Below are 24,653 nucleotides of genomic sequence, written 5' to 3' on the forward strand. Positions count from 1 at the left end.
TACTTCATAAGGATAAGAAAGCCCGCAATTTATTCAGAAAAGGGTCAACATTTGAGGATGTCAATGGAACACTAAATAGGTATTGTCCTACTCCGGCCACGCTTGCAACGCTGTCTTCACTACCCGTAGTAGTTCCACCTTGGTGGCTCCGGTCGCCGCCAAGACTGAGATTCCACAATTGACCGTTATGACAAAGCAGGCGAGAGCATCTGGATCGGAATCGGCCGGCAAATCCCCCTCCGAAATCGCCCGCTCGAAACGATTACGCAGGGCAGCTTCGCTTAACGCTCTGCGTGTGGACAATTCCTGCCGGATCGGATCGGTTGGATCTCCGCATGAAAGCGTGCCATGAACCCAGAGACATCCCGGTGGATTGTGCGGATCGGTTCCCAGGTCAACGACTCCATACATCATCCGCTCGACGACCTGGCGGGCGGTCGGCTCTTTGAGAGCCTCACGAAGATAGGCTGACGGCCCGTCGGCATAGCGATCAAGCACTTTCCGGAATAGAGATTCCTTGTTTCCAAAAGCAGCGTAAAGGCTCGGACGATTGATGCCCATAGCCTCGGTCAGATCCGAGAGGGATGTGCCCAGATAGCCCTTGCGCCAGAACACGTGCATTGCACGATTGAGTGCGTCATCGGTATCGAATTCGCGGGGTCGGCCCATCGCCGCAGTGGTTTTTTCCTGTTTCATACTCATCAGTATAATAGTTTCTTGACAGGCTTACCCCCATGCATTATATCTATACCATACGATACAGAACTATAACGACAAAAGAAGACTATGAGCACCAAAAAACTTACAGGTAAGGTGGCATTGGTAACAGGTGGCTCACGCGGTCTAGGAGCAGCGATCGCTAAACGTCTTGCACAGGATGGCGCAGCTGTCGCTCTCACCTACACTAGCTCGCCGCAAAAAGCCGACGAGGTGGTGCTTGCCATCGAAGCGGCTGGTGGACAAGCCTTGGCTATACGCGCCGATAGTGCCAATGTTGAAGCAGTGAAAAACTCTGTCGCCGAGACTGTAAAAGCCTTTAGTCGCCTGGACATTCTGGTGAACAATGCGGGGATCGCCGCTTTGGCTCCGATCGACCAGTTCTCACTGGATGATTTTGACCGACTCATCGCGATTAACGTCAAGGGCGTATTTGTGGCAACTCAGGAGGCTGTCCGCCACATGGGTGAGGGGGGACGGATTATCATGATCGGCAGCATCAACAGTGACATCATGCCTTTTGCTGGTGGCTCCGTCTACGCTTTGACCAAGGGTGCGATCGCCAGTTTTACGCGCGGTCTTGCCCGTGATCTCGGCCCTCGTGGCATCACGGTGAACAACATTCAACCCGGCCCCGTGGACACCGACATGAACCCGGACGAGGGCCCCTTTGCCGACAATATGAGAAGCATGATCGCCCTCCAGCGCTACGGTCGGAGTGAAGAAGTTGCCGATATGGTTTCCTATCTCGCCAGTGCCGAAGCTGGTTTCGTCACGGGTGCGAGCCTGAAAATTGATGGTGGCTTCGCAGCCTGATTCGGCAAATGGTCTTATTGCAAGCTAATGAAAGCCTGGTACGTAGTAAGCACTTCAGTGCTTAAGACAAGGACTAAAGTCCTTACTACAAACTTATTTACCAAGCATTGTTGGCTTGACGGACTACTAGTAGTGCAGGACGACAAAAATAAACTATCCATTTGAAATGTCTGAAATCCCTGCAAAAATGTAATTACGTTAGCGCAGCATTCGCAACGTAGGAGCGTCATTACGAATTACGCCAAGCTGTACTAGTGGTTTTTAAATCAGACACAGGGAAAAATCAGAGTGGGATTCAGGCCCCTTCTTCCGGTAATATCAGTACTTATCAAGAAGTTTTAATAAAAAAGATATGTCTTCAATTCCTCTAACATTGAATTTAATTGAAGGTTCAGTCTCCTTCAGTTTTTCACCCCAAGCAGCACGAGAATTAAAGACAGCGACGGATCAACTGATGGAACGCCTGAAAGCGATCGCCGCTAAACCCACTCCTGGCAGTGGTAGAGTGACTCCCCAGCCTCCCTTGGAATATCGTTATACAGGTGAAGTATTTTTAGAAGTTTTTTGTAATCCTAATATCTGGCCAACGCCCTTCGCAGCCAAAGTTTTGCTGACTGTCCGCAACGTCAACATCCGCTTGACTACGGAAGCTGAACTTACTCGCATCATTGAAGACATTAATCAGTATTTAGAGCAAGTAGGATAATAGTTGAAATGGTTTTGCTCTGCTTTTCAAGATTTTTTAAGAAAAATACTATATAAATTTTGGATTTTATCAGAGTTGAGCCAGTTGCTTGCGGAGGTTACCTTTGATGTCCGTTAGCCCTAGTCAGCAAACTTTTCAAGACGGATTTTGGTTTTGAACAGCAAGTAGATTGACGCTTACCTCAACTAAGCGATGCAATGAATTACGAGTCAAAAGTGAAGTTCCTACACTTCTATCGGCTCAATGTAGGAACTTCACAGAATTTACATACTAGACTCAAGCCGTGGCACCAGATGTACAGAACAAATGGTTCTGATGCCTTCTTTAACTTGAAAAGTTGTATAAATTCAGACTCTAATACTTCTGTGTTAATGAAAAACGCAAGATTCTGTATGGGGCAATGCTCATGATAAACCAGAGATTATCCCCCAGATTGGGCGTCTAATCGTTGATGGTGCCATCCACACATCGAAAATAAGCTCCCAATCCCAAATCCGAAATCAAACATTGATTTAGTCGTTGTCCCACTGTTCACGACCAATTAGATCGCCAATGCGATCGCGTAACAAAAAGTCACATTTCTCTAATTCACATTCAACGCAAACCCACTCTCTCGCTGGGATGTATTGGCAGAGGGTATATATTGGCTGTTGTCGGCTAATCATTCCCTTTTGCACCAGTCGGCGTGCTTCGTCTTGAATCACATCTAGAGAGTAGTAATTGATAGAAGGCACCGTATTCACACTCATGGTTTTTACTCACAAATTAACACTTACGATAGTGTTCCCGTTAATAATTAGGAACAAACATTACAGAAATTAGACTTGTGGCTAGGATTTTGTAGTTTGCTATACGGAACTATTTTTATTTTGACGCTACACATCCTAAAATAATCTCAAGAAATGTTAAGAAAGTCAACAAATCCTGACATTTTTCGAAAATCCGCTTTACAAAAAAAATTCCAAGTAGTTAACTTAACCTGCATCTGTAGCTTTATGGCTTTGATGCCACAAGTCTGAAAGTCTTGCCATTACTGTATTTAGGCAAGATTTGGTGGTTGGAAAGAGTTGATATCGCGTAGGCGTAGCCCGCCGCAGGCATCGCTCACATATCAAATAATCACTTTAAAGCTAGGTCTAGAACTGCTGGTATTCATCTAAGGGTAAACAACACAAGAATATTTGTCAGATACTAGGGTATAAACTGTTGCAAAACATAACGGCTAAAATACACTACTAAGCCTTTTACCTTAGCATCTGTTAACAATTTCTTAAGTAAAACAGTAATTACTTGGTTATTTTCAGCACTAATATTACATAGGTTTCTTTTGAAAAACATCTGTAAAAGGGTGGAGTAATACTAATTCGTAGCCTGAGACAAGTAGCATTTATGCATCTACATAAAAAAGTTGGTGCTTCTACTACCTTTTTGCATTGACGATCTTTTGAACTTTAGTTCCAGCCTGTCCCTCTCCAACTCGGAGAGGGACGGTTTTGCGTAATAAAACCTTTTGATTCGGCTCATTAGAGGGACACGATATGAACTGTCGAATTCACATTGCAGTAGAGTAAAAACAAAAGCCAAGACAAACAGAAAGCCCATACATGCAACTACCGATCGCTGAAGTAGGTTATGGTCACATTAAAACAGACGCGATCTAGTCACGTCTGTAAACTGTTTGGCGGATTTGCTGAGATTAATTGTTCTGAAGTTACATTGTTGTTTTAGTTACTTATTCGGAGAATTCCTGATCATTTTGATCAGTGCTGTCTTCTACTGCTACGAGATTTTCTGGAGGACGGTCATGATTAAGTTGGTTTAGTAGTGCCAATACTTTATTACCGCGTTCGATGGAGCGATCTTCGAGAAATATCACCTCTGGTGTACGACGTAGGCGTACCCGCGCCCCAAGTTCGCTGCGGACGTAACCTGTAGCGGACTTTAAGCCTGCCATTGTTTCTTCCTTAGCTTCATCTGTACCATAGATGCTGACGTAGATTTTGGCGTGTTGGAGATCGCCAGAAACATCAACATCAGTAACACTGACCATTCCAGTACCCACACGGTCATCCTTAATGCCGTTGAGCAGCATTTGGCTAACTTCCCGTTTGATCAGTTCAGCAACGCGGGAAACCCGACGATTTGTAGCCATAAAAATTTCGCCTCATCACAGAGGTTGTACGACAAAAATAGATGCAAGTTGGGTAGACAGTACTTAGCGGGAGAAACACTAAGAGCAACCGTCTGTGGGGCACAGCCCCGATATAGCGCTAGTCTAGATTGGACTCAAGCCCAGCATTGCCCGTAGGGTGAAAGTAAGGAAGACTAGGCTGCTCACAAATAAACCCAAGAGGGCGATCAATGTGACTGGACGCTTCAACAGTGGCACTAATGGTGCAAAGGTGTTCAGAAACAGTCCTAAGACAATAGTAATTAAGTACCGGGGGTAGCGAAAGACGTTATCCCAAAATCCGTCAAACATCTGAATGTAAACTGCCTTGTTATATACTTACGTTTGTTTTGATATGCTTTATCTACTCAATTGTAATATATGTGGCTGGAAAATTAGCCAGTTAATATAAAATATGGCTCGTCGGTTATATTGGCTTTATTTAGTCGTGATTATTTTCAGTTAAATCGTAAGTAAATGGTAATTCAAATCCCCAAAGAAACTAGCCCGCGTCCATTTTTGAAGTGGGCAGGGGGTAAAAGTAGGTTGATACAGCAATATATTCCTTATTTTCCCAAGAGTTATAAAAATTACTATGAGCCATTTTTAGGTGGTGGTGCAGTTTTTTTCTATCTCCAACCAAGTGCAGCGATTTTAACTGATATTAATGCCGAACTAATTAACACTTATTGCTGTGTTAGAGATCATGTTGAGGAATTAATTTGTCACTTGAAAGAGCATAAAATCCGACATAATAAAGATTATTACTATAGTGTAAGAAACAATTCTGTTGGTACTGATATAGAACAAGCCGCTCGTATAATTTATCTTAATAAGACTTGTTTTAATGGTCTTTATCGAGTTAATTCACAGGGTAAATTCAATGTGCCTTTAGGCAGATATGAGAATCCCAATATTTGCCCTGAGAATTTACTGAGAGTAGCCTCCGTAGCACTTTCTCATGCAGAAATTAAACAAGCAGATTTTACAGAAGTGCTAAATCATGCAACTAACAATGATGACTTTGTATTTTTTGATCCACCCTACCATCCTATCAGTGAGACTAGTTATTTCACTGCTTATAGTCAAAATTGTTTTAGTAAAAAAGACCAAGAACTTTTAAGAGATACTTGTGCAGAGTTAGCAAGTCGTGGTGTCAAAGTTATGGTATGTAATTCTGATAGCGAATTTATTAGAAAAATTTATACTGATATTAATTTTGAAACCTACAAAATCAACGCATCTCGCTCGATTAACTCAAATATAAAAAATAGAGGCATGATTCACGAACTATTAATTACATCTTTTAAAGATTTTTATTTGCCCAAGCAATAAATCTGTCTAAGCTATAAACTGCTAATAAATTATGGTTATCATCCACTCTTGCTTTTAGCCATTTGCTTGCCCCTTCTCGCATACCTTCACCACCTAAAATTACAATAGTTGGTGCAGGGTAATAGTGCTGAATGTTCATATTCAAGTAAGGAAATTTTTCATCAACCGAACCGGGGCTTTCTTGCCATTTGCACTCAAAAATTAAACCAGATGGCATTGCAGGTGAACCAACAACATAAAAATCAACCTTCAGATCGGTATGATAAATTCCAGTCCCAATATAAACTTCTTTGCCATAACGTTTTGGCAATAAAGCAGCATTTAATATAAATTCTTTTGGGACATAGTTCCCGACTTGGAAATAATTATGCCCATTTAAGATTGCTTCTACATTTCCTTCTAAAATATTCCCAGACTTATTTGCCCGTCCACCTTGAGTCAGAGCCATCCTGAATCCCTCTGCCAAAAGTCCTGCTTATTATAGGATTTCACAGAAGCAGTAAAAAAGGTTCAGTTGCTTAATATGAATTTTTTATTTTGACTAAACAAGGTTGGATTAATGGGTAAAAAATCCGAAATTCTTGGTATTTTTGTACTAGATAAATACAAATGTATTAATAATTTGGATAAGGAACGAGTTACTAATTCAGGAAAGTATAGAAGAAAAGGAAAATTCGATTTCTTTTCGCCTCTTAACCTCTCTAATAACTGGAATTGAGCTTGGCCTTAGCTTCAACCTGTTTGCGCCTCAGTATGACCGTTGCGGATAGACCATGCTATTTCTAAAAGTTGAGTCCAGCGCTTTTGTAACTGTTTGGGGGTGCATTTGATAGCTTTTGCGATCGCCAGATCGTTTTCCCGTGCAGTTTTTAACTGTAATATTTGCTGTTGCTGTTCTGTGAGTTGATTCACAAAGATTTCCCATTGCTGGGAAGATAAACCCAATTTTTGCTCTAAACCCGCACCTAACCATTGATGTACTAATTGCCAGTGGTGCTGTTTGGCAAACTTTTCTACGTGGTATTTAAACCGTTGTTGGAGATAATCGCGCTGACGGCTAGTTAAACCGAGAATTTGGTCAATTTCTGGGGCTGAGAGGTCTTGAAGTTTCAAACTGAGGTAGTTCATACAATCAGATTGACCTTGAGACTCCAGATATTTCATCAATTCAGTGATGACGCGATCGCGTTCTGACTCTTCAGATGGATCGAAATTAGTTTGGGCAATCATTTGCGATCGCAGCTGTTGCACCGCCGAGTTACGCTGGTAAGATTCTGCTTCTTCACCTTTAGCAGACTCTACCGCCATTTCAATATCCACGGTAGTTTCTTGGGGCTGACGACGAGCAAAACCTTGGGCCCGCAAGATAATTAATTGCTGATTTGCACCACCAGGTAAATTAATCCGGCGTTTGGCATACTGCTCTGTAAAAGCCATGTATTCAGCTAATTGCAACTGAGTCCGCGGCGTGTGATCGTCAGGTAGTTCGTTTTCTCTGCGGAAAGCTTTGATAGCTTCGATATAAAATGCTTGTAAAAAATCTTCAATCAGGCTGTAACGAGCCTCAAAACCCAACTCAGAACCAGATATAGTTACATGACGGTAAACCATAGCACCCAAATTGCTATGTAATTCCACCCGCCCTTGTTTGGAACCCAGTTGGTAGTAACGTAAGCACTTTTGCATCCGGTGCCTTCCCAACGTAATCTGCCAGGACTTAATTTCCCCAGATGTTTGGATACGGGAGCTTTTATCGCAAATGCGTTCTACTTCTACGGCTATGCGCTTGGCTAAAGCTTCTACACACTTGGGTGTTGCTTTCACTTGCGCTTGCATTTCCTCACACAGCAACTCAATCAAAGTATCACTGCTGCTATCTGAAAATTCTTCAGTTGAAACGTGGTTATGAAAAATGGGTGTAGAGTTTGGTAGATTGACGACGTTAGCTTTCATGACTTTTCCAGGTAGTAGTATTGCACCGTAATTACAACGCAGACACAGCAATCAAGACCATCCAAGGCTTGTGAATCTTTAGGCATTCATCCATCAAGACTTGCCGCATATAATGCTCACATCTAAAGCTCATATATAAAACTGTAGGAAATACGAAAGAGTTACAGTTATGGCAATGTGTCGGTTTGTTCACAAGCCATCATGATTGATGCTGGCACAGGAGTACCCGCCATTTTCTCAAAGTTGTCAAATACCTTGCTGTACCCACTGTTGCCACCATCCTGTTATATCCACTGTGTCACCGAACAACCCACTGTAGACATCGCCTTTAAATATGACAATTTTAAAACTGGAGTCGTTTTTATCACAATTTCCGAAACGGAGAGGTGTACCTGTGAAGTGGAATTCTTATACCCATGCTGCTGCTGCTTCCCAACCTAAACCCCTCCGTATAATCACTGCTTCGTCTCCCGTCATATCTAAGATGGTAGATACTTCATAAGTAGGTTCCTCGCCAGTGTCTACAATTATGTCTACCAACTTGTCCAAACGGTCAAATAGCTCTACCCGCGACTGAACAATTTCTGGATCTATCCGAATCATGCCATTATCTGCTTCATCTGGTGGCAGATGTGCTGAAGTTGAAATAATCGGATTGCCCAAGGCTGCCAGCAACTCCAAACACACAGTATGGTTTGGTACTCTAATTCCAGTAGTTTTCCGCTTGGGGCTTTGCACCAATCGCGGTACTAACTTAGTAGCTGGGAGCAAAAACGTGTATGAACCCGGAATCAGGCGTTTCATAATTCGATAGGCTGTGTCACTTACGAAGGCATAAGTTGCCACATTTGAAAGCGAGGGACATAAAAATGTCAATGGTTTATCATTTGCTAGCTTTTTAATTTGCCGCACTCGTTCTACCGCCGACTTGGCATTCAAATCACAACCGATCGCATAGACTGTATCAGTAGGGTAAAGCATAACTGCGCCACTAGAGAGCGCCGACTTTATTTCCTCTATTCGGCGAATTTGAGGATTATCCGGATGAACTGAGAAAATTTTTGCCATAGGACGGGGATTAGGGATTGGGGATTGGGGACTAGGGATTGGGGACTGGGGACTGGGGACTGGGGACTGGGGACTGGGTAGAGAGTTACTAACTCTGAACAAATGACTAATGACAAATGACTAATGACTAATGACTAATTTATTATGAATAAAATCGCTTATCTTCAATGTCCGACAGGAATTTCTGGTGATATGTGCCTGGGTGCTTTGGTAAGTTTGGGTGTTCCTGTCGAGTATTTAATTGAAAAACTCAATGGGTTGGGTATTGAAAAGGAATATCAGTTAAGGGCGGAATTTGTCCAACGGAATGGTCAGCAGGCGACTAAAGTCCATGTGGATTTAGTACATGATCATCATCACCATCACCATGATCACGAACACAGTCACCATCACACACGCCACTTGCCAGAAATAGAGCAGATGATTTTCAAAGCGGGGTTGCCACCACGGGCAGAAGCTTGGAGTTTGGCGGTATTCCGACAGTTAGCAGTTGCAGAAGGGGCGGTGCATGGTATTTCGCCTGAAAAAGTTCATTTTCATGAGGTGGGTGCTATAGATGCGATCGTAGATATTGTGGGTACTTGCCTGGGTTTGGATTGGTTGGGGATTGAGAGCAATGAGGAAGGATTGCCATTACTTTACTGCTCGGCATTCCCGACTGGTGGCGGCACTGTTCGGGCTGCACATGGTCAGATGGCAGTACCAGTACCAGCGGTATTAAAGCTGTGGGAAATGCGGGGTTGTCCAGTTTATAGCAATGGCATTGACAGAGAACTGGTGACTCCAACAGGAGCCGCGATCGCAACTACTTTGGCAAGAGATTTTGGTTCACCACCCGCGATCGCTATCAAGCAGATAGGACTGGGAGCAGGAACCATAAATTTACCCATTCCAAATATTTTACGCCTCTGGTTGGGTGAAAGTGCAAGTTTACAGTCAAATTTCAGTGATTCTGAAGAAACTAGCTCAAATTTGGAAACCATCTCGGTATTAGAAACCCAAATTGATGATTTAAGTCCACAAGCTATCGGCTATACGTTTGAGGCGTTGTTTGCTGCTGGTGCGGTCGATGTTTTTACCCAGGCGATCGGTATGAAAAAGTCCCGTCCAGGAATTTTGCTAACTGTGATTTGTCATCCAGAAAATTTACTCAGTTGTGAAGCGGTTTTATTTCGCGAAACTACAACTTTAGGCATTCGGAGAACAACTCAGCAACGTGCCATTTTACAACGGGAAATTCAACAAGTGGAAACGGAATATGGCAAAGTGCGTGTCAAGTTAGCATGGAAAGGACAATCAACAGAAAAAGTTATTGCAAATGTGCAGCCAGAATATGAAGATTGTGCAGACTTAGCCCGAAAACATAATATTCCCTGGCGCGAAATTCAGCGGTTGGCGCTACAGCGTTGGTATTTAGTCAATAACTGATCCAATCCCTCGTTCCCAGTCTCCGACTGGGAACGAGGGATTTGACTAAGTTAGGGCTTTCATCAAATATTGTGTCAATGTAAACGCATCTACACCCAATTCAGTACGCTCTTGGGCGGCTATTATACCCGCTTGCGAATGCCACCAAGCAGCAGTTGCCACAATATTTTCTACGGGAATCTGCTTGGTTACTGCTTGCGCCAACAATCCACCCAGTAGTCCTGTTAACACGTCGCCGCTACCACCACGGGCTAAGGCGGGTGTGCTTTCAGGAATTATCCAAACACCCCCTTGAGGGTTTGCGATCGCAGTTCTTGCCCCTTTCAACAACACTATCGCCTCACCTTGCGCGGCTGCTTCCTGTACTGCTTTCACCCTGTCATGTTTGGCATCAGCGACATCAGGAAACAATCGTTCAAATTCGCCAGTGTGGGGTGTGAGTACGGTTACTGCTTGGCGTTTTTTTAACGTGGCGATCGCTCCCATTTGTGCCAAGATATTTAAACCATCGGCATCGAGAATTAAAGGGCGTTCGCTTTCTATGACTTCTTGCACAATGGGAGTCGCATCTCGTGTTAAACCGGGGCCACAAGCGATCGCATTAAATGAACTCAGATTGGTGTTTTCTGGCAATTGCAATTGAGCGATAGCTCCGGTTTCCGTCTCTGGACAACCGACAATTAGCGCTTCTGGTAAGTGTGACACTAAAAGAGATTTTAAAGATTCTGGTACGGCAATGGAAAGCATTCCCACACCACTTGCCCTAGCACCTAAACCGGTTAAAATTGCCCCACCTGCATAGCGCCGCGAACCGCAAATTAACAGTAAATGTCCTTCCTTATATTTATGAGTGACTGGTGGACGGGGTAGGGGTACAGTAGCAAGTGCTGTTGCTGGTGTAATACGTTTAATCCTGGGTGCATCTTTCAGAACAGCTTCTACATCAACTAAAGGAATATCAAAATCGATTAACTCAGCTTTCCCGATATATTCCAATGCCTGATCTTGGAAGAAAGCTAGTTTCCATAAACCCAAGCAAAATGTGTGAGTGGCGCGAATGGCAGTTCCCAATACTTCGCCTGTGTCGGTGTGTAAACCCGAAGGTAAATCGATGCTATAAATCGGCACAGACAATTCATTTAGCTGATTAATTGCAGAAGCGATGGGATCAGTCAGGTTTCTTTCTAAACCAAACCCAAACAAGCCATCAATCAACAAATCAGAATTTGGTAATTGCTCAATTGTTTGATAAATTGGAATGCCCAAACTCTGGGCATATTGCAAGTGCAGCGAAGTTAATTCTTTGAGCTTAGAGAAAGGAGAATATATCCAAACTTCATGCCCGCGAAAGTATAATTCACGGGCTACAACTAAAGCATCGCCACCATTATGACCAGGGCCGACAAGAATTCCGACACGAGATCCCCTTAAAAAGGAGGTGTTTGAAAGAATCTCTGGAATGCGACGGGCAATTAATCCCGCCACCTTTTCCATCAAAGCAACTACAGGCATTCCCGCTGCAAATATCCGCTTTTCAATATCGCGCATCTGCCTAGCAGTCACTATTACTTGTGAAATTTGTTCTTGCTTATCTTCTATCAGTGCTGAGTGCTGAGTCATGAGTTCTGAGTTTAAGTTATAAAGTTCGTATTAATTTCTCACTCTTAACTTTTAACTCCTAACTCTTAACTCAGCACTTATTCACTTTCCGTAGTAAACCCTGGCATTCCGATATCCTGTATTTCGCAGAAATTTATTCCATTCCTCAGCTTGGAATCGATCAGAGAAAGGCCCTATTGCTACGTGTGGGCCCCGTGGTTGTGTCCTTTCGAGGACTCCACCAGATCGGCCTAAATCCTGGCTAAATCGGGCTAGATTCTGCCTAATTTGTGCTGCGATCGCAGGTAACTGTTCTGGAGTGGCGGGAATAGCGACATAATATCTAGAGACTGGCCTATTAGAACTTATAGGATTGCGATCGCCTACAAAGCCTCTATTACCTGCATTTATTTCCTGTCCGTTAGCGAAGCTAATAATCCGGGCGCTATATATGCCTCGTGACTGTAGTTCATTCACCCGTTGTTGGGCGTTAGATACTCTGTTAAAAACACCTGCCTGAATTACATTCCGTCCCTGGTACTGGCGAATATAAGCAGTGGGTTCAATCCGACGTATTTCTTGTAGCGTCTGGAAATCACTACCATCTACGTAAACTAAGTAGCGCTCAAAGTTTTCGTTATATTGACTAAACTGTTCAGGTTGAGAGGGCTGAAAGTTCGGTTCAAATTGATTGTTTTGTAATGGTTGGGAGGGCTGAAAGTTCGGGTCAAATTGATTGTTTTGTAATGGTTGAGAGGGCTGAAAATCCTGCTCAAATTGATACTCCTGCACTGGTTGTAACTGCGGTGATGGCTGTTCACCAAAGGGAATTACTGGCGGTGGCGGTAAAGTTTCACCGAATTCTTGAGCCAGTAAGACGTTGCTGTTGTGAATTTGTGCTTGTGCTGGGGTCAAATCGGGAATCAGCACTAACCATCCTCCCACTAATAAGGAGAGAAGTCTGATCGTGGGCTTCCAACCCTCAGAACTTCGGCGTAGCATCTGAAATGGGATAAATTGACTTGGTATTTCTCTCGACATAGTAGTTAGAAAGTAGTCAAAGTATTTTTAGGCAATTTCCATCAGGAACTAATCAGTTCACCGTTGTAGCAACTATATAGCGTTAACGTAAAATTAGCTCATCTGCGTGGCAAAGAATACATCTTTTAGAGGCAATAGGGAATAGGGAACAGGGAACAGGGGAAACCCACGGCTTAAAAACTGTGACTTAAAAACCGAAGTGCTTTGGTAGCAAGGCTTTGAAGAGTGTGTGCTACAATTGGACAACCACGCAGCTATCGTGTCGTGCTTTGTATGAAAAAAGTCGTCGTTGGTCTTTCTGGTGGCGTTGACAGTTCCACCGCCGCAGCTATCCTGCACCATCAGGGCTATGAAGTGATTGGTTTGACTCTTTGGCTAATGAAAGGCAAAGGTCAATGTTGCTCTGAAGGTATGATCGACGCGGCTGATCTGTGTGAACAATTGGGCGTTCCCCATCAGATTGTAGATATTCGGGATCTCTTTCAGACACATATTGTCGATTATTTGGTGACTGGTTACAGTGCTGGGATCACGCCTTTGCCTTGCTCCCAGTGCAATAAAACAGTGAAGTTTGGGCCAATGGTGCAGTATGCTCGTGAAGAATTGGGATGCGATCGCATCGCCACTGGTCATTATGCCCGAATTAGCTATGACGAAGCAACTGGACGTTACCAGTTATTAAGGGCTGTTGACCGCAACAAAGACCAGTCATACTTCCTCTATGATTTGTCTCAAGATTTACTTGCAGCAACTATATTTCCTCTGGGCGAACTGGAAAAAACTGACACGCGCCGGATTGCGACTGAATACGGACTGAAAACTGCTGATAAACCAGAAAGTCAAGACTTATGCTTAGTGGAAAGTAACGGTTCCATGCGGGCATTTTTGGATAAATATTTAGCTCCTAAAACAGGCGATATTGTCGATGTCACAGGCAAAGTTTTGGGACAGCATGATGGTGTCCATCACTACACCATTGGCCAGCGCAAAGGATTAGGGATTGCTGCTGCCGAACCGCTGTATGTGATTGAATTAGATGCGGAAAATAATAAAGTAGTAGTAGGCGATCGCACTAAGGTAACTCAGCCAGAATGCACTGTAAATCGGGTAAATTGGGTTTCCATTGCTGAACCATCCACCCCAATTCATGCCCAAGTGCAAATTCGCTATCGTTCAACAGCTACACCAGTGACAGTGATTCCGCTGGAAAACTCTCGTGTGCGTTTGGTGTTTGATGAACCCCAAATCAGCATCACCCCCGGACAAGCTGCGGTGTGGTACGACGGGGAGAAAGTCTTAGGTGGCGGAATAATTGAACAGTTTAGTTGAATCTTACTCCGGTTTCGGTAGAAGTCAAAACTGCCCCTCCTGTGAACTTCTGATAGGCAAAAGTTGGTTCTTGGCAACTTTTGGTGATCAATAGTGGGCTGGTTTAGGCAGAAGGCAGAGGGCAGAGGGCAGAAGGAAGAAAGAATAAAATTACAGAAAGCCCTGTGGTATAAGGGTTACAGAATCCCTACATCACAAGAAAAGTCTTCAAGTTGGATCTGGATCTTTGTCACAAGTTCAACGACGACAGGCAAAATCTTAAAACCCTTCTGCCTCCTGCCTTCTGCCTTCTGCCTTAAAGCGCGTAACTTTTCATCATCACCAAAAGCTGACAAGAACCCAAAAGTTGCCCTGAGTTTTGGAGGGGTATTTTTGTCTTTAAATTGGAATTGGATAATAATGCCAGAAAAAGAGCTATTCCTCAAAACTCTGATAGAGAACCTCTGCTTCATATATAGGAATCCTATTTGATTTTTGAACGGATTTTAGAGATAAATCCTTGCTGGACATGCATTTCAATCTCAGTATGTTTTAAAAATTCAAATCGGATTCTTATATTTTTACAAAAAGTTTCTTATCTGTCTTATCTGTCCTTGTCTTTTGTGCTTTGAAGAGTGAATATACTTTTAATCGTTTTATAAATTGACGAGTATCGAAAGCTTAAATTAGCTGATAACGGTTGTGAAAAATCCTCAAGTCACACCCGTACTACGGGCTACAAAAGTTTTTTCCTCAAGAAGGAAATGTTCGGTCTGCAAATTACATTCAACTTCAATGGAGAATTAAAATGGAAAATCAAAAAAGATATGTCAAGTTATCTGTGGGGCACGAGCTTTTAGGAGTTAAATACGAATACAAACACTTTTTAACATCGACCTGTACAGAATCGTACAGCAAGTATCTGTGCTTATCTACAGATGATGCCTATGTTGCCTATTTTACGATGGAGATTTTCGATACTGATCGATGTTCTTTCAAGTTTTATGATGGCCCCTATAAAGACCGATGGATACACTACGACGGTGGCTATCTCTACGTTACATCCAAGTACGATTATTTAGCTGGTGATTTCAGTAATAACGGATCTACCGTAAAATTATGGACTAATCAGAATGGAACTAAATATTGGTTCAAAAAAGGGAACAAGTACAAAAATGATGCTTGCGGCGATTATTTCTATATCGTGACAACGACTAATGAAAGTGAAGCACTTACTTTTAGTATCACAGACATTCCTTCTAATCTCCTAGACCCCCGCGATCGCCCTATCCCAAATCCTTTCAAAAAAGCTTATTTTTTCAAAGGAGACCAGTATATCCAGTTTGATATTGCTAATGATCGAGCCGATGAGGGTTATCCAAAACCGATTAAAGGCAGTTGGCCGGGATTAGATGCCTTCGCTGACGGGTTCGATGCTGCCGTCCATTGGGACAATGAGAAGATTTATGTGTTCAAAGGCTCTGAGTATATTAGCTACGATGCGCCTACCGCTCAAATTGATAGTGGTTATCCAAAACCGATTAAAGGCAATTGGGCTGGAATGGATGACTTCACTAACGAGATTGATGCTGCCGTCAATCTCGGTAAGGGCCAAGTTTATTTCTTCAAAGGCCATTATTATACTCGCTATGATATTGCTGCCGAACGAGGCGCAAGTGCTAGTTATGATATTTCATCATATTGGCCTGGAGTTTTTTATGACAATATCAATGCCGCCCTGAATCTAGGTAATGGTAAAGTTTATTTATTCAAAGGATCTGAGTTTATTCGCTATGATATTGCTGCCGACAAAGCCGATGAGGGTTATCCAAAACCGATTAAAGGCAATTGGACTGGACTAGATGCCTTTGCCGATGGAATCGATGGTGCGACTGCGTTTTAGCCAACGATTTTAGCCAGAAGCTCAAAATCCTCAAAAACATGGATTTTCGGCGTTCCTGAATCGGAATATGAATTTACATTTTTTGAGAAAACTAAACAACGATTCTTTACCCCCACCTTTATATTTAAAGCGGGGGTTATTTATAAATCAAAAATATTATGTCTCATATAGAGCTATCAGCAAATTCTTTTAAAAGAGCGAAATTCTGATAATGTTTACCGTTCTCTAAATACTTTGAAAATCAAGGTAAACATTGGAAACACAAGGGTTGGTTTTATATCATCAAGTAAATCTCGGATATGGTTATTGCTCGGAATTTGATATACCCCAAACGGGCTTTGAGCATTATTATGCCCTTTGCTGTGTGCCATTGAACGTTGATGGGTAAGAAAGGAAGGACTCTCTATCAAAAACTACTTTTATCTAATGCCCCTTCAAACTCTTTCAAAGCTTGTACAGTTCCTACTTGCCAAGCTCGTTCAAGTGTAGCGGCAACGATTTGACTTAAAGGGATATTTGGAAAGTTAGGACTGTTATTAGATTCGATGTAATGTCCATCCCTGAGTAAATAAATCCTCAGCTTTTTACTATCGTAAATCCATAGTTCTGGAACTGCGATCGCTTATCCTAAAAGTGAACGCTATATATTATTTTTTGATAAGGCTGCGATCCTACTAATTGGTTTTCTTCGTTTTATCTGGATATTATAAAGCATTTCAAAAACTAATTTATTACCCATCACATAGTATTGAAATCGACGTTTGATAATATTGTTAAATTTAGAAATAAAATCATAAAAAAAGCTCGGATTTTTCGTGAGTTCTCTCAATGCTAATAACCATTTTCCTTCTTTAATAGAGAATGAAACTTGATAGTAAGCTAAAGTTCTGTTGTAAACTGTAAGATTATAAGACAGAGCACGCATTAAAGCTGGATTTTTTTTCACAACTTTTTGCTGCATGAAAGAATCAGTAGCTATGCAATATTGATTTAGACGTTTAAATGGGCTTTCATGTACAAGAGAAAAAGAGCGTGAACGGTAGAAATAATAGGCTTCTGGCACTAGAAAAAAACGAGCGCCATGAATTAAGCATTTCATGTCAAGCCAAAAGTCCTCAGCTATGCTTAAGGTTTCATCGTACTCAATGCTGTGTTTAACCAAGAATTCTCGTTTAAACATAGGCTTACTTAAACCAAGATGCAGCCCTGCTTTTCCATAGACATCAGTCTCTACAAAATAAACGATATCAATTTGGAAAATTTTATCTATATCTTCTCCACTTTCTTGAATCAATGTACTCCAAGGAGATGTTGCACCATCTTTGATAAAATAAACATCGTCTGCAATCATATCTGCATTTGTTTTTTCTGCCAGCAACACAAGCTTTTCTAATCTTTCATGAGCATACCAGTCATCTGAATCAAGAACAGCAATCCATTCTCCTTGGGCTGCTCTGATAGCAAGATTACGCGCAGCAGAAACCCCAAGGTTTTGTGGATTAACTATCACTTTGAGACGTTGATCGGTAAAACTCTTAGCAAATTCTACAGTTTTATCAGTTGAACCATCATCGACCACGATAACTTCAAGCTCAGTGAGTGTTTGATCTAAGACTGACTCTATTGCTTTCTTAATATAAACTTCAGTATTGTAAGCAGGGATAATTACAGAGACTTTAGGATTCATTAAACTAAACTCCTGACTAATCACTATACGCTTGGATTACAATGTGAAAATTTCAATGGAAATTTGTTGAAAGAAGAATTCAGAATCAATTCTGACTCTTGACAAATGAATTCTATTTGATAATAATTTATTTTTTAATAGCGTAATCACAAATGATTTTTACTTACTTAATAGCTAGGTGAGAAATATTGGGATTTTTGTTTGAATGAAGTACGTACACCAGCAGCATAGTAGCACAACTGTGCCAACCTAGAACCCAGAACCCAGTTCCTAGACCCCTATATCCCTAAACTCTTTTTCTCTACGTACCAGCATTTGATAAGTTAGTACATAATCTGAAACAATAACAGTAAAAGCAAAGAGGGGATTACGTTGAGTCACAATCCAGATGCCATAGCCCCCCACGGTGGACAGTTGGTTAACCGTATCGCCACATCAGAACAAAGAGCAGAGTTTCTCTCAAAAGCTGACTTTTTGCCACGAGTAGAACTTGACGATCGCGCCGTTTCTGATCTAGAAATGATTGCGATCGGTGCTTTTAGTCCACTCACGGGTTTTATGAACCAGGAAGACTACGATCGCACTGTTACAGAAATGCGATTAGCTAACGGTCTTGTGTGGTCAATCCCGATTACACTATCGGTAAACGAAGAAGTAGCTTCCCCATTGCCAGAAGGCGGTCTAATCCGTCTGGATAACTCCAGAGGCGAATTTATCGGAGTTTTGCAACTCACCCAAAAATATCACTACGACAAAACCCGCGAAGCAAGAAATGTCTACCGCACTGATGATGTCAATCATCCAGGCGTGCAGGTACTCTATAACCAAGGTACTGTAAATCTGGCGGGTGATATTTGGCTGTTGCAACGCGAACCTCATCCCCAGTTTCCCACTTACCAAATTGATCCAGCCGCCTCACGGCAAATGTTTAAAGATAAGGGTTGGAAAACCATCGTCGGCTTTCAAACTCGCAACCCCATCCACCGCGCCCATGAATATATTCAAAAGTGCGCTTTAGAAACTGTTGACGGTCTATTTTTGCACCCATTAGTCGGGGCGACAAAAGAAGATGATATTGCTGCTGACGTGCGGATGCGTTGCTATGAAATTTTGCTGGAACATTACTACCCTTTAGACCGAGTAGCTTTAGCAATAAATCCAGCCGCAATGCGCTATGCTGGGCCTCGTGAGGCCATATTCCATGCTTTAGTCCGCAAAAACTACGGCTGTACTCACTTTATTGTTGGACGGGATCATGCTGGTGTCGGTGACTATTATGGCACTTACGATGCTCAGTATATATTTGAAGAGTTTGCGCCAAGTGAATTAGGCATTGTGCCGATGAAATTTGAACACGCTTTCTACTGCACGCGGACTAAGCAGATGGCAACATCTAAAACTAGTCCCAGCAGGCCAGAAGAACGCATTCACCTATCGGGAACAAAAGTCCGAGAAATGCTGCGGCGCGGTGAGCTACCTCCAGCAGAATTTTCTCGTCCTGAAGTAGCAGCAGAGTTGGCGCGGGCAATGCGGATAGAAGTGCCGGTTTAGGGAATTGGGCATTGGGCAAAATAGTGCTGAGTGCTGAGTGCTGAGTTAGGAGTTAAGAGTTAGGAGTTAAGAATTTTCCCCTGCTCCCCTGCTCCCCTGCTCCCCTGCTCCCCCGCTCCCCCGCCCCTCGACTCCTCACACTTTTGTAACTTTACACTACAGAGTTCAGCCCTGTAAGCTGCTAACTGATAGCTGAGGGCTGATAGCTAATTATGAAACGGCGCACGTTTTTACAGAGAATTGGCTCAATACTCGCGGTATTGGGGATAACTGAAGCTGAGTGGTTGTCTTTGGGAAATCGCTACTATCAGGCTTTGGCACAACCAAATCCGCGTAAGTTGGCATTTTTAATAGGTATTAACCAATACCCCAAAATTTCAGCCCTCAGTGGTTGTCTGACGGATGTGGAACTCCAAAGAGAACTTTTGGTTCATCGCTTTGGTTTCCAAGGGTCAGATATTCTCACCTTAACTGAGGAAGAAGCTAGTAGGGAATTTATTGAAGCGGCTTTTTTAGATCACCTGGGCAAGCAAGCTAAACCCGGTGATGTAGTCGTCTTCCACTTTAGCGGTTATGGCAGTCGTGTCAAATTGGAAACATCGCCAGAGACAATGCAAAATGCTCTGGTGCCAGCTAATGGAAGTACAAACACACAAAATGAGAAAATAGTCAACTATATATTAGAAGAAACTCTACTGCTATTATTGCGATCGCTCCCCACAGACCGAGTAACAGCAGTATTAGATACTAGCTATTATGCTCCTAGCACAGTCTTAGGATTAAAAAGTCGTGCCCTTCAAGAGTCAGGAGCAAAGTTAGCAGCAGAGGAACTTGACTTTCTCAAACAACTCAAAACTCAGAAGTTATCCAGCACTCCGATTGTTTTAGCAGCTACCTCAGAACCAAAGCAGTCAGCAAGAGAAGGACTCTTTTCTGGTTTTAGTGCCGGGTTATTTACCTACGCTTTGACACAGTATTTGTGGGAATTCACCCCAGCCACCACAATTCAAGTCGCCCTGTCGCATGTAGAAAATTCTCTATCCAAATTGGGTAGTAAACAGCAACCAGGGGATATGCAAAACCTCTCTCCAAAGCTCTCTCCTAAGAGGAGAAAGGCTTTGAATTCTCCCCCTTCCCTTGTAGGGAAGGGGGCTGGGGGGTTAGGTTTTCCAGAGAGTATGATTGGTGCAGAAGGCGCGGTAACAGCTATTGAAGAAGACGGCAAAACAGTCCATCTGTGGTTGGCAGGATTACCTCCCCAAGTTTTGCTATACTACGGAGTGAATTCTCGATTGACTTTAGCAACAACAGAGCAATTGGTATTGCGATCGCGGACTGGGTTAACAGCAAAAGCGCAAATTTCCAAAATTGAAGGCGCAAATCCCCTACAAGTCGGGCAACTCGTCCAAGAAGCAGTCCGGGTTTTACCCCGAAATATTAATTTAACAATAGCTTTGGATACTGGATTGGAAAGAATTGAGAAGGTAGACGCCACAAGCGCCTTTGCCGCATCTTCCCATGTGTCTACTGTAGTAGCAGGAGAAAAATCGGCTGATTATATATTTGGTAAGCTACAGGAAATCCCTAGTCGTTATGGTCTATTTACTCTTGGTGGTGAGCTAATTCCTAATACCACGGGGGAAGTAGGAGAAGCAGTAAAATTAACAGCGCAAAAGTTAGCGCCAAAATTATCAACCTTGCTAGCAGCCAAGTTATGGCGACTCACAGAAAATCAAGGTTCTTCTCGCTTGCCTCTCAAGGTAACTTTAGAAATAATTAGTAAAATATCACCTCGCGTCGTCATGCAGCGCGAAACAGTGCGAGCTTTCAAAGCTGAAACTCCGATTAAAAAATCACTCCCCACTGCAATTGTCCCTATCGGTAGTCGAATGCAATATCGAGTGGAAAATCAGAGCGATCGCCCAGTATATTTAATCTTGCTAGGATTAAAAAATAATCATACAGCAGTTGCCTTTTACTCTTGGGAAACTCCCCAAGAACCAAACACTGAAGATACCAAGCCTCTTCTCAAAGAAGTTGTCATCGCTCCAGGTGAAACCCTCACCCTACCCCAAACTAATGGTGCTTCCGAATGGGTGATTTCAGGGCCAGCTTTCTTTTGCGAACAACAACTGATTTTTAGTACAGCCCCCTTTGGCGGAACTATCGCCGCTTTGAACACTGCTAAGTATTCCACAGCCGAACCACAACCAATTAACCCATTGTTAAATTCCTTGGATGTTGCACAAGCGTTGCTACAAGACCTACATAACGCCAGCATCCTCAAAACAGAGATGAATGGTACAGCAGCCGACTCATATATCTTGGATGTGAATAATTGGGCAAGTCTTAGCTTTAGTTTTCAAGTAGTGTAAGTGGGCGTGAATAATTAAAGGTTTGTAGTAAGCGACTGTATCCCTATTTGTAAGTTTCACTTCTAGAATAAAAATACCTAATCCCAATTGAATTTAGTAATAGTAGTGAGTGAATTCTAATGAGTCCAGAACAAGAGTTATTAACAAAGTGGCGTTCTCTTCCCCAAGACAAACAAGAGGAAGTTTTGGATTTTGTGGAATTTCTTCGTTTGAAAAATTCTGCAAATAAAACCCCATTGGGAGAGCGTTTGTGGCAAATTCGTACTAGGATTGTTGCTTCCGGTAAGAATTTATTAAATGAAGATGAAATCGAAAAAGAACTAGCCAATCGTAGAGGTGGAATACAGGGTAGAGAAGAATGAAAATCACTTATATTGATTCTGGAGTGTTAATCAGCGCAACAGATGGTATTGGTAGAATTGCCGAGAAAGCTCTTGAAATATTAGGAGATTCCCAACGGGAATTTGCTTCTAGTGAATTTGTCAAATTAGAGGTAAGTCCCAAATCAGTTTTTAACAAGCAAACAGAAGAAGCTCAATTCTATGAAGAATTTTTTAGCGATGTTACCTATTGGGCGAGTGATTTAGCTCATATTGTTCAAGATGCTTACCAAATTGCTTCTCAGTATGGTTTAGCAGCTATGGACGCGCTTCATGTAGCTGCGGCGTTGTCAGTTGGCGCAGAGGAATTAGTCACAACTGAGAAAAGAACAAAGCCCATGCATCGAGTAACTAGTGTTAATGTAGTTTCTATTTTTGATTTATAACTAGAAACCGCTATAGTAACTTTTTATTAAGATAAAAAGACAATGGGTTGCAAACATAGGGGATATGCAAAACACAGATATAGTTGTCATTGGTAGCGGTATTGGCGGTTTAAGTTGTGCTGCTCTTTTGGCACGGTATGGCTTTGATGTAATAGTCTGCGAAAGCCACTCCATCCCTGGTGGTGCGGCCCACAGTTTTGAGCGCAACGGTTTCATATTTGACTCAGGCCCGTCCCTTTATTCTGGACTGTCTTACAGCCCGTCTACGAATCCCCTAAAACAAGTATTGGATGCAATTGGTTCTGAGCTACCATGCGTAACCTACGATACTTGGGGTTGTTGTTTACCAGAAGGTGATTTTGACACATCGGTTGGTGCCGAGCAATTTTCTGAAGTGCTGATGAAATTGCGTGGTGATGATGCTGTTGCCGAATGGCAAAAACTCCAGCGCGTTATGGAACCATTCGCTAGTGCCGCAATTTCTATACCACCAGCCGCATTACGTTTTGATTTGGGTGCAGCTAGAACTGTAGCCCCATTTGCCCCATCTCTGGCAAAACATCTGACAGATGTCATCAAGTTGACAGGCCCCTTTAGCCGAATTATGGATGGCGTTGTCAAAGACCCATTTACCCGAAATTGGCTGAATTTGCTGTGTTTTCTGCTTTCTGGGCTACCCGCAGATGGCACTAGTGGCGCAGAGGTAGCATTTATGTTTGCGGACTGGTATCGACCAGATGCAGTACTTGAATATCCTATTGGTGGTAGTGGTGCTTTAGTTGACACTCTTGTACAAGGATTGGAGCGTCATGGTGGAAAGCTAATGCTGGGCGCTCATGTGGAAGAAGTGCTTGTAGAAGGGAATCGTGCGGTGGGTGTGCGTCTGCGCGATCGCCAAGAAATTCGGGCGCGTCGAGCAGTAATTTCTAATGCATCGGTTTGGGACACACTGAAGCTACTACCAGAAAAGGCAATACCCAAAAACTACCGCGCTAAACGACAGGCGACACCTGAGTGTGATAGCTTCATGCATCTGCATTTAGGTATTGATGCTCAAGGATTACAGTCAGATTTGCGGTGTCATTACATCGTGGTTAATGACTGGGAATTGGGCATAACAGCACCTCAGAATGTCGTGGTGATATCAATCCCTTCAATTCTCGACCCATCCCTAGCACCACCGGGTAAACACGTGATTCATGTGTATACTCCTGGTAATGAGCCATACTCTATCTGGCAGGGAATGGATAGAAAAAACCAGGAATATTCCGAGCAAAAGCGATCGCGTGCAGAAGTAATGTGGCAAGCGCTACAGCGGATCATTCCTGATATTCGCTCTCGTTGCGAAGTCACACTTGTTGGTACACCGTTAACTCACGAGCGTTATCTCCGCCGTCACCAAGGTTCTTATGGGCCAGCAATTCAGGCTGGATCTGGTATGTTTCCTGGCCCTGGCACACCTCTAGCAGGATTAATGTGCTGTGGAGACTCGACATTTCCCGGCATTGGTTTACCAGCAGTCGCCGCCAGCGGGATGATTGCTGCAAATACCCTTGCACCTGTTAAAGAGCATTTAGCTATGCTTCAAGATATCAAGTGCATTTAATTTTATAAAATCTCGTTGCCAATAGAGCCGCACCCACTGCCAAAACTGCCAGTACACTGTCAGGTTCAGGTACGGCAGCAACTTGAGCATCAACTCGTGCAGTTCCAGCAAACAAACCTGTTAAATCAGAGTCGCCTAGTATATAGCGCTTCTCGTTTGGATGCAATACATTTTAACCTCTCTCCAAAGCTCTCTCCTCTTAGGAGAGAGGCTTTGAACTTTACTCCCCTTCCCTTGTAGGGAAGGGGCTGGGGGTTAGGTCTGTATTTCACGCAACTGAGAACTGCTATATTTGCAAACTCTGGAGAAATTAACAATCTAACATCAGGGATGGTTAAAGTTTGACCGTCAAATGCTACAGGTTCCGGAAGACTTAAATCAAACAAAATTGTATTTATACCAATTTAATATGAAGCTACATAGAAAAGAGCTTTTAGGATAAAGTTATAAGAAGAGATAGATATTACCTGCTCAAGTGTAATTTGGTCGAATAAAGCCTTTTCCTGTTGTTAACTCTTCTTTGAGTGCTGCGTAGTTTACCGCCGTAGGCATCGCTGCGTCATGAATTTTCCGTTCTGCTCCTGGAGCTTTTTTGATTGACAATAATTCATATAGCCCACCTGA

The 24,653-nt window shown here is 42.8% G+C and carries 23 protein-coding genes and 1 pseudogene; 11 read left to right on the forward strand and 13 right to left on the reverse strand.

Annotated features, from left to right (window positions below):
* Positions 1–87: 87 nt before the first annotated feature.
* A complete protein-coding gene (locus ACWATR_RS28030) occupies positions 88–696 on the reverse strand; it encodes a TetR/AcrR family transcriptional regulator (protein WP_460339372.1) in 609 nt (202 codons plus the stop codon).
* Positions 697–786: 90 nt separating this feature from the next.
* On the opposite strand from ACWATR_RS28030, the gene ACWATR_RS28035 reads away from it, so the two are divergent.
* Both ACWATR_RS28035 and ACWATR_RS28040 read left to right on the forward strand, forming a co-directional pair.
* Positions 787–1,533: a 3-oxoacyl-ACP reductase family protein gene (locus ACWATR_RS28035; RefSeq protein ID WP_460339374.1), complete on the forward strand. Its 747-nt coding sequence runs from the start codon at positions 787–789 to the stop codon at positions 1,531–1,533.
* Positions 1,534–1,885: 352 nt separating this feature from the next.
* On the forward strand, positions 1,886–2,239 hold the full coding sequence (locus ACWATR_RS28040) for a hypothetical protein (RefSeq protein WP_460339376.1): 354 nt from the start codon (positions 1,886–1,888) through the stop codon (positions 2,237–2,239).
* A 512-nt stretch (positions 2,240–2,751) separates the two neighbouring features.
* Here ACWATR_RS28040 and ACWATR_RS28045 read toward each other — a convergent pair.
* The 4 genes and pseudogenes from ACWATR_RS28045 to ACWATR_RS28060 form a co-directional block, all read right to left on the reverse strand.
* Entirely contained in the window at positions 2,752–2,988 is a 237-nt protein-coding gene (locus ACWATR_RS28045; RefSeq protein WP_069073690.1) for a DUF4327 family protein, read from the reverse strand.
* Between the two features lie 442 nt (positions 2,989–3,430).
* Positions 3,431–3,580, reverse strand: a pseudogene (locus tag ACWATR_RS28050) (hypothetical protein); the annotation flags it as partial.
* A 391-nt stretch (positions 3,581–3,971) separates the two neighbouring features.
* Positions 3,972–4,391 (reverse strand): 30S ribosome-binding factor RbfA, encoded by a 420-nt coding sequence (gene rbfA, locus ACWATR_RS28055; RefSeq protein ID WP_181929290.1) that lies wholly within the window; start codon positions 4,389–4,391, stop codon positions 3,972–3,974.
* A gap of 123 nt (positions 4,392–4,514) precedes the next feature.
* Complete coding sequence (locus ACWATR_RS28060) at positions 4,515–4,721, reverse strand: DUF751 family protein (RefSeq protein WP_084227060.1); 207 nt, start codon at positions 4,719–4,721, stop codon at positions 4,515–4,517.
* A 165-nt stretch (positions 4,722–4,886) separates the two neighbouring features.
* Between ACWATR_RS28060 and ACWATR_RS28065 the strand changes: the two genes are divergently transcribed.
* Positions 4,887–5,744, forward strand: coding sequence for a DNA adenine methylase (locus tag ACWATR_RS28065; protein ID WP_460339379.1), 858 nt, complete (start codon positions 4,887–4,889; stop codon positions 5,742–5,744).
* Here the strand turns inward: ACWATR_RS28065 and ACWATR_RS28070 are convergent.
* The 3 genes from ACWATR_RS28070 to ACWATR_RS28080 all read right to left on the reverse strand — a co-directional run bounded on the left by ACWATR_RS28070 (position 5,716) and on the right by ACWATR_RS28080 (position 8,765).
* Positions 5,716–6,192 (reverse strand): PD-(D/E)XK nuclease superfamily protein, encoded by a 477-nt coding sequence (locus tag ACWATR_RS28070; RefSeq protein ID WP_460339381.1) that lies wholly within the window; start codon positions 6,190–6,192, stop codon positions 5,716–5,718. The genes ACWATR_RS28065 and ACWATR_RS28070 overlap by 29 nt on opposite strands.
* 284 nt (positions 6,193–6,476) lie before the next feature.
* Positions 6,477–7,697, reverse strand: a complete 1,221-nt coding sequence (locus ACWATR_RS28075; RefSeq protein ID WP_460339383.1) for a HetZ-related protein — start codon at positions 7,695–7,697, stop codon at positions 6,477–6,479.
* Between the two features lie 408 nt (positions 7,698–8,105).
* The gene (locus ACWATR_RS28080; RefSeq protein WP_181929287.1) at positions 8,106–8,765 is read right to left on the reverse strand and encodes an L-threonylcarbamoyladenylate synthase; all 660 of its coding nucleotides are present in this window, start codon (positions 8,763–8,765) and stop codon (positions 8,106–8,108) included.
* A 144-nt stretch (positions 8,766–8,909) separates the two neighbouring features.
* Here ACWATR_RS28080 and larC point away from each other — a divergent pair, with 144 nt between their 5' ends.
* Entirely contained in the window at positions 8,910–10,193 is a 1,284-nt protein-coding gene (larC, locus tag ACWATR_RS28085) for a nickel pincer cofactor biosynthesis protein LarC (protein ID WP_460339385.1), read from the forward strand.
* A gap of 45 nt (positions 10,194–10,238) precedes the next feature.
* On the opposite strand, the gene ACWATR_RS28090 is transcribed toward larC, so the two are convergent.
* Together ACWATR_RS28090 and ACWATR_RS28095 are read right to left on the reverse strand one after the other, a co-directional pair.
* Positions 10,239–11,813: an NAD(P)H-hydrate dehydratase gene (locus ACWATR_RS28090; RefSeq protein WP_460339387.1), complete on the reverse strand. Its 1,575-nt coding sequence runs from the start codon at positions 11,811–11,813 to the stop codon at positions 10,239–10,241.
* Positions 11,814–11,894: 81 nt separating this feature from the next.
* Positions 11,895–12,833, reverse strand: coding sequence for a hypothetical protein (locus ACWATR_RS28095; RefSeq protein ID WP_460339389.1), 939 nt, complete (start codon positions 12,831–12,833; stop codon positions 11,895–11,897).
* A 273-nt stretch (positions 12,834–13,106) separates the two neighbouring features.
* Between ACWATR_RS28095 and mnmA the strand changes: the two genes are divergently transcribed.
* Positions 13,107–14,162, forward strand: coding sequence for a tRNA 2-thiouridine(34) synthase MnmA (gene mnmA, locus ACWATR_RS28100; protein ID WP_460340725.1), 1,056 nt, complete (start codon positions 13,107–13,109; stop codon positions 14,160–14,162).
* A gap of 787 nt (positions 14,163–14,949) precedes the next feature.
* Entirely contained in the window at positions 14,950–16,044 is a 1,095-nt protein-coding gene (locus ACWATR_RS28105) for a hemopexin repeat-containing protein (RefSeq protein ID WP_460339391.1), read from the forward strand.
* A 640-nt stretch (positions 16,045–16,684) separates the two neighbouring features.
* Here the strand turns inward: ACWATR_RS28105 and ACWATR_RS28110 are convergent.
* Positions 16,685–17,731: a glycosyltransferase family 2 protein gene (locus ACWATR_RS28110; protein WP_460339392.1), complete on the reverse strand. Its 1,047-nt coding sequence runs from the start codon at positions 17,729–17,731 to the stop codon at positions 16,685–16,687.
* A 372-nt stretch (positions 17,732–18,103) separates the two neighbouring features.
* Between ACWATR_RS28110 and sat the strand changes: the two genes are divergently transcribed.
* From sat to ACWATR_RS28135, 5 genes are all read left to right on the forward strand, one after another.
* A complete protein-coding gene (sat, locus tag ACWATR_RS28115; RefSeq protein ID WP_460339394.1) occupies positions 18,104–19,282 on the forward strand; it encodes a sulfate adenylyltransferase in 1,179 nt (392 codons plus the stop codon).
* A 212-nt stretch (positions 19,283–19,494) separates the two neighbouring features.
* Positions 19,495–21,657 carry a caspase family protein gene (locus tag ACWATR_RS28120; RefSeq protein ID WP_460339396.1) on the forward strand — a complete coding sequence of 721 codons (2,163 nt, stop codon included), beginning with the start codon at positions 19,495–19,497 and terminating at the stop codon, positions 21,655–21,657.
* Between the two features lie 119 nt (positions 21,658–21,776).
* A complete protein-coding gene (locus tag ACWATR_RS28125) occupies positions 21,777–22,019 on the forward strand; it encodes a hypothetical protein (RefSeq protein WP_460339398.1) in 243 nt (80 codons plus the stop codon).
* Entirely contained in the window at positions 22,016–22,423 is a 408-nt protein-coding gene (locus tag ACWATR_RS28130) for a type II toxin-antitoxin system VapC family toxin (protein WP_460339400.1), read from the forward strand. The genes ACWATR_RS28125 and ACWATR_RS28130 overlap by 4 nt, the downstream gene beginning before the upstream one ends.
* 31 nt (positions 22,424–22,454) lie before the next feature.
* Positions 22,455–24,029, forward strand: a complete 1,575-nt coding sequence (locus tag ACWATR_RS28135) for a phytoene desaturase family protein (RefSeq protein WP_460340728.1) — start codon at positions 22,455–22,457, stop codon at positions 24,027–24,029.
* On the opposite strand, the gene ACWATR_RS28140 is transcribed toward ACWATR_RS28135, so the two are convergent.
* Complete coding sequence (locus ACWATR_RS28140) at positions 24,016–24,195, reverse strand: hypothetical protein (protein WP_460339402.1); 180 nt, start codon at positions 24,193–24,195, stop codon at positions 24,016–24,018. The genes ACWATR_RS28135 and ACWATR_RS28140 overlap by 14 nt on opposite strands.
* Positions 24,196–24,500: 305 nt before the next feature.
* A complete protein-coding gene (locus ACWATR_RS28145) occupies positions 24,501–24,632 on the reverse strand; it encodes a hypothetical protein (RefSeq protein ID WP_460339404.1) in 132 nt (43 codons plus the stop codon).
* Positions 24,633–24,653: the final 21 nt, after the last annotated feature.

The sequence above is a fragment of the Nostoc sp. UIC 10890 genome (assembly GCF_054786515.1).

What these genes read in the sequence shown, in the direction of transcription:
- ACWATR_RS28030 (WP_460339372.1), bottom strand. Translation starts at nt 696, where the DNA reads ATGAAACAGGAAAAAACCACTGCGGCGATGGGCCGACCCCGCGAATTC.
- ACWATR_RS28035 (WP_460339374.1), top strand. Translation starts at nt 787, where the DNA reads ATGAGCACCAAAAAACTTACAGGTAAGGTGGCATTGGTAACAGGTGGC.
- ACWATR_RS28040 (WP_460339376.1), top strand. Translation starts at nt 1,886, where the DNA reads ATGTCTTCAATTCCTCTAACATTGAATTTAATTGAAGGTTCAGTCTCC.
- ACWATR_RS28045 (WP_069073690.1), bottom strand. Translation starts at nt 2,988, where the DNA reads ATGAGTGTGAATACGGTGCCTTCTATCAATTACTACTCTCTAGATGTG.
- rbfA (WP_181929290.1), bottom strand. Translation starts at nt 4,391, where the DNA reads ATGGCTACAAATCGTCGGGTTTCCCGCGTTGCTGAACTGATCAAACGG.
- ACWATR_RS28060 (WP_084227060.1), bottom strand. Translation starts at nt 4,721, where the DNA reads ATGTTTGACGGATTTTGGGATAACGTCTTTCGCTACCCCCGGTACTTA.
- ACWATR_RS28065 (WP_460339379.1), top strand. Translation starts at nt 4,887, where the DNA reads ATGGTAATTCAAATCCCCAAAGAAACTAGCCCGCGTCCATTTTTGAAG.
- ACWATR_RS28070 (WP_460339381.1), bottom strand. Translation starts at nt 6,192, where the DNA reads ATGGCTCTGACTCAAGGTGGACGGGCAAATAAGTCTGGGAATATTTTA.
- ACWATR_RS28075 (WP_460339383.1), bottom strand. Translation starts at nt 7,697, where the DNA reads ATGAAAGCTAACGTCGTCAATCTACCAAACTCTACACCCATTTTTCAT.
- ACWATR_RS28080 (WP_181929287.1), bottom strand. Translation starts at nt 8,765, where the DNA reads ATGGCAAAAATTTTCTCAGTTCATCCGGATAATCCTCAAATTCGCCGA.
- larC (WP_460339385.1), top strand. Translation starts at nt 8,910, where the DNA reads ATGAATAAAATCGCTTATCTTCAATGTCCGACAGGAATTTCTGGTGAT.
- ACWATR_RS28090 (WP_460339387.1), bottom strand. Translation starts at nt 11,813, where the DNA reads ATGACTCAGCACTCAGCACTGATAGAAGATAAGCAAGAACAAATTTCA.
- ACWATR_RS28095 (WP_460339389.1), bottom strand. Translation starts at nt 12,833, where the DNA reads ATGTCGAGAGAAATACCAAGTCAATTTATCCCATTTCAGATGCTACGC.
- mnmA (WP_460340725.1), top strand. Translation starts at nt 13,107, where the DNA reads ATGAAAAAAGTCGTCGTTGGTCTTTCTGGTGGCGTTGACAGTTCCACC.
- ACWATR_RS28105 (WP_460339391.1), top strand. Translation starts at nt 14,950, where the DNA reads ATGGAAAATCAAAAAAGATATGTCAAGTTATCTGTGGGGCACGAGCTT.
- ACWATR_RS28110 (WP_460339392.1), bottom strand. Translation starts at nt 17,731, where the DNA reads ATGAATCCTAAAGTCTCTGTAATTATCCCTGCTTACAATACTGAAGTT.
- ACWATR_RS28120 (WP_460339396.1), top strand. Translation starts at nt 19,495, where the DNA reads ATGAAACGGCGCACGTTTTTACAGAGAATTGGCTCAATACTCGCGGTA.
- ACWATR_RS28125 (WP_460339398.1), top strand. Translation starts at nt 21,777, where the DNA reads ATGAGTCCAGAACAAGAGTTATTAACAAAGTGGCGTTCTCTTCCCCAA.
- ACWATR_RS28130 (WP_460339400.1), top strand. Translation starts at nt 22,016, where the DNA reads ATGAAAATCACTTATATTGATTCTGGAGTGTTAATCAGCGCAACAGAT.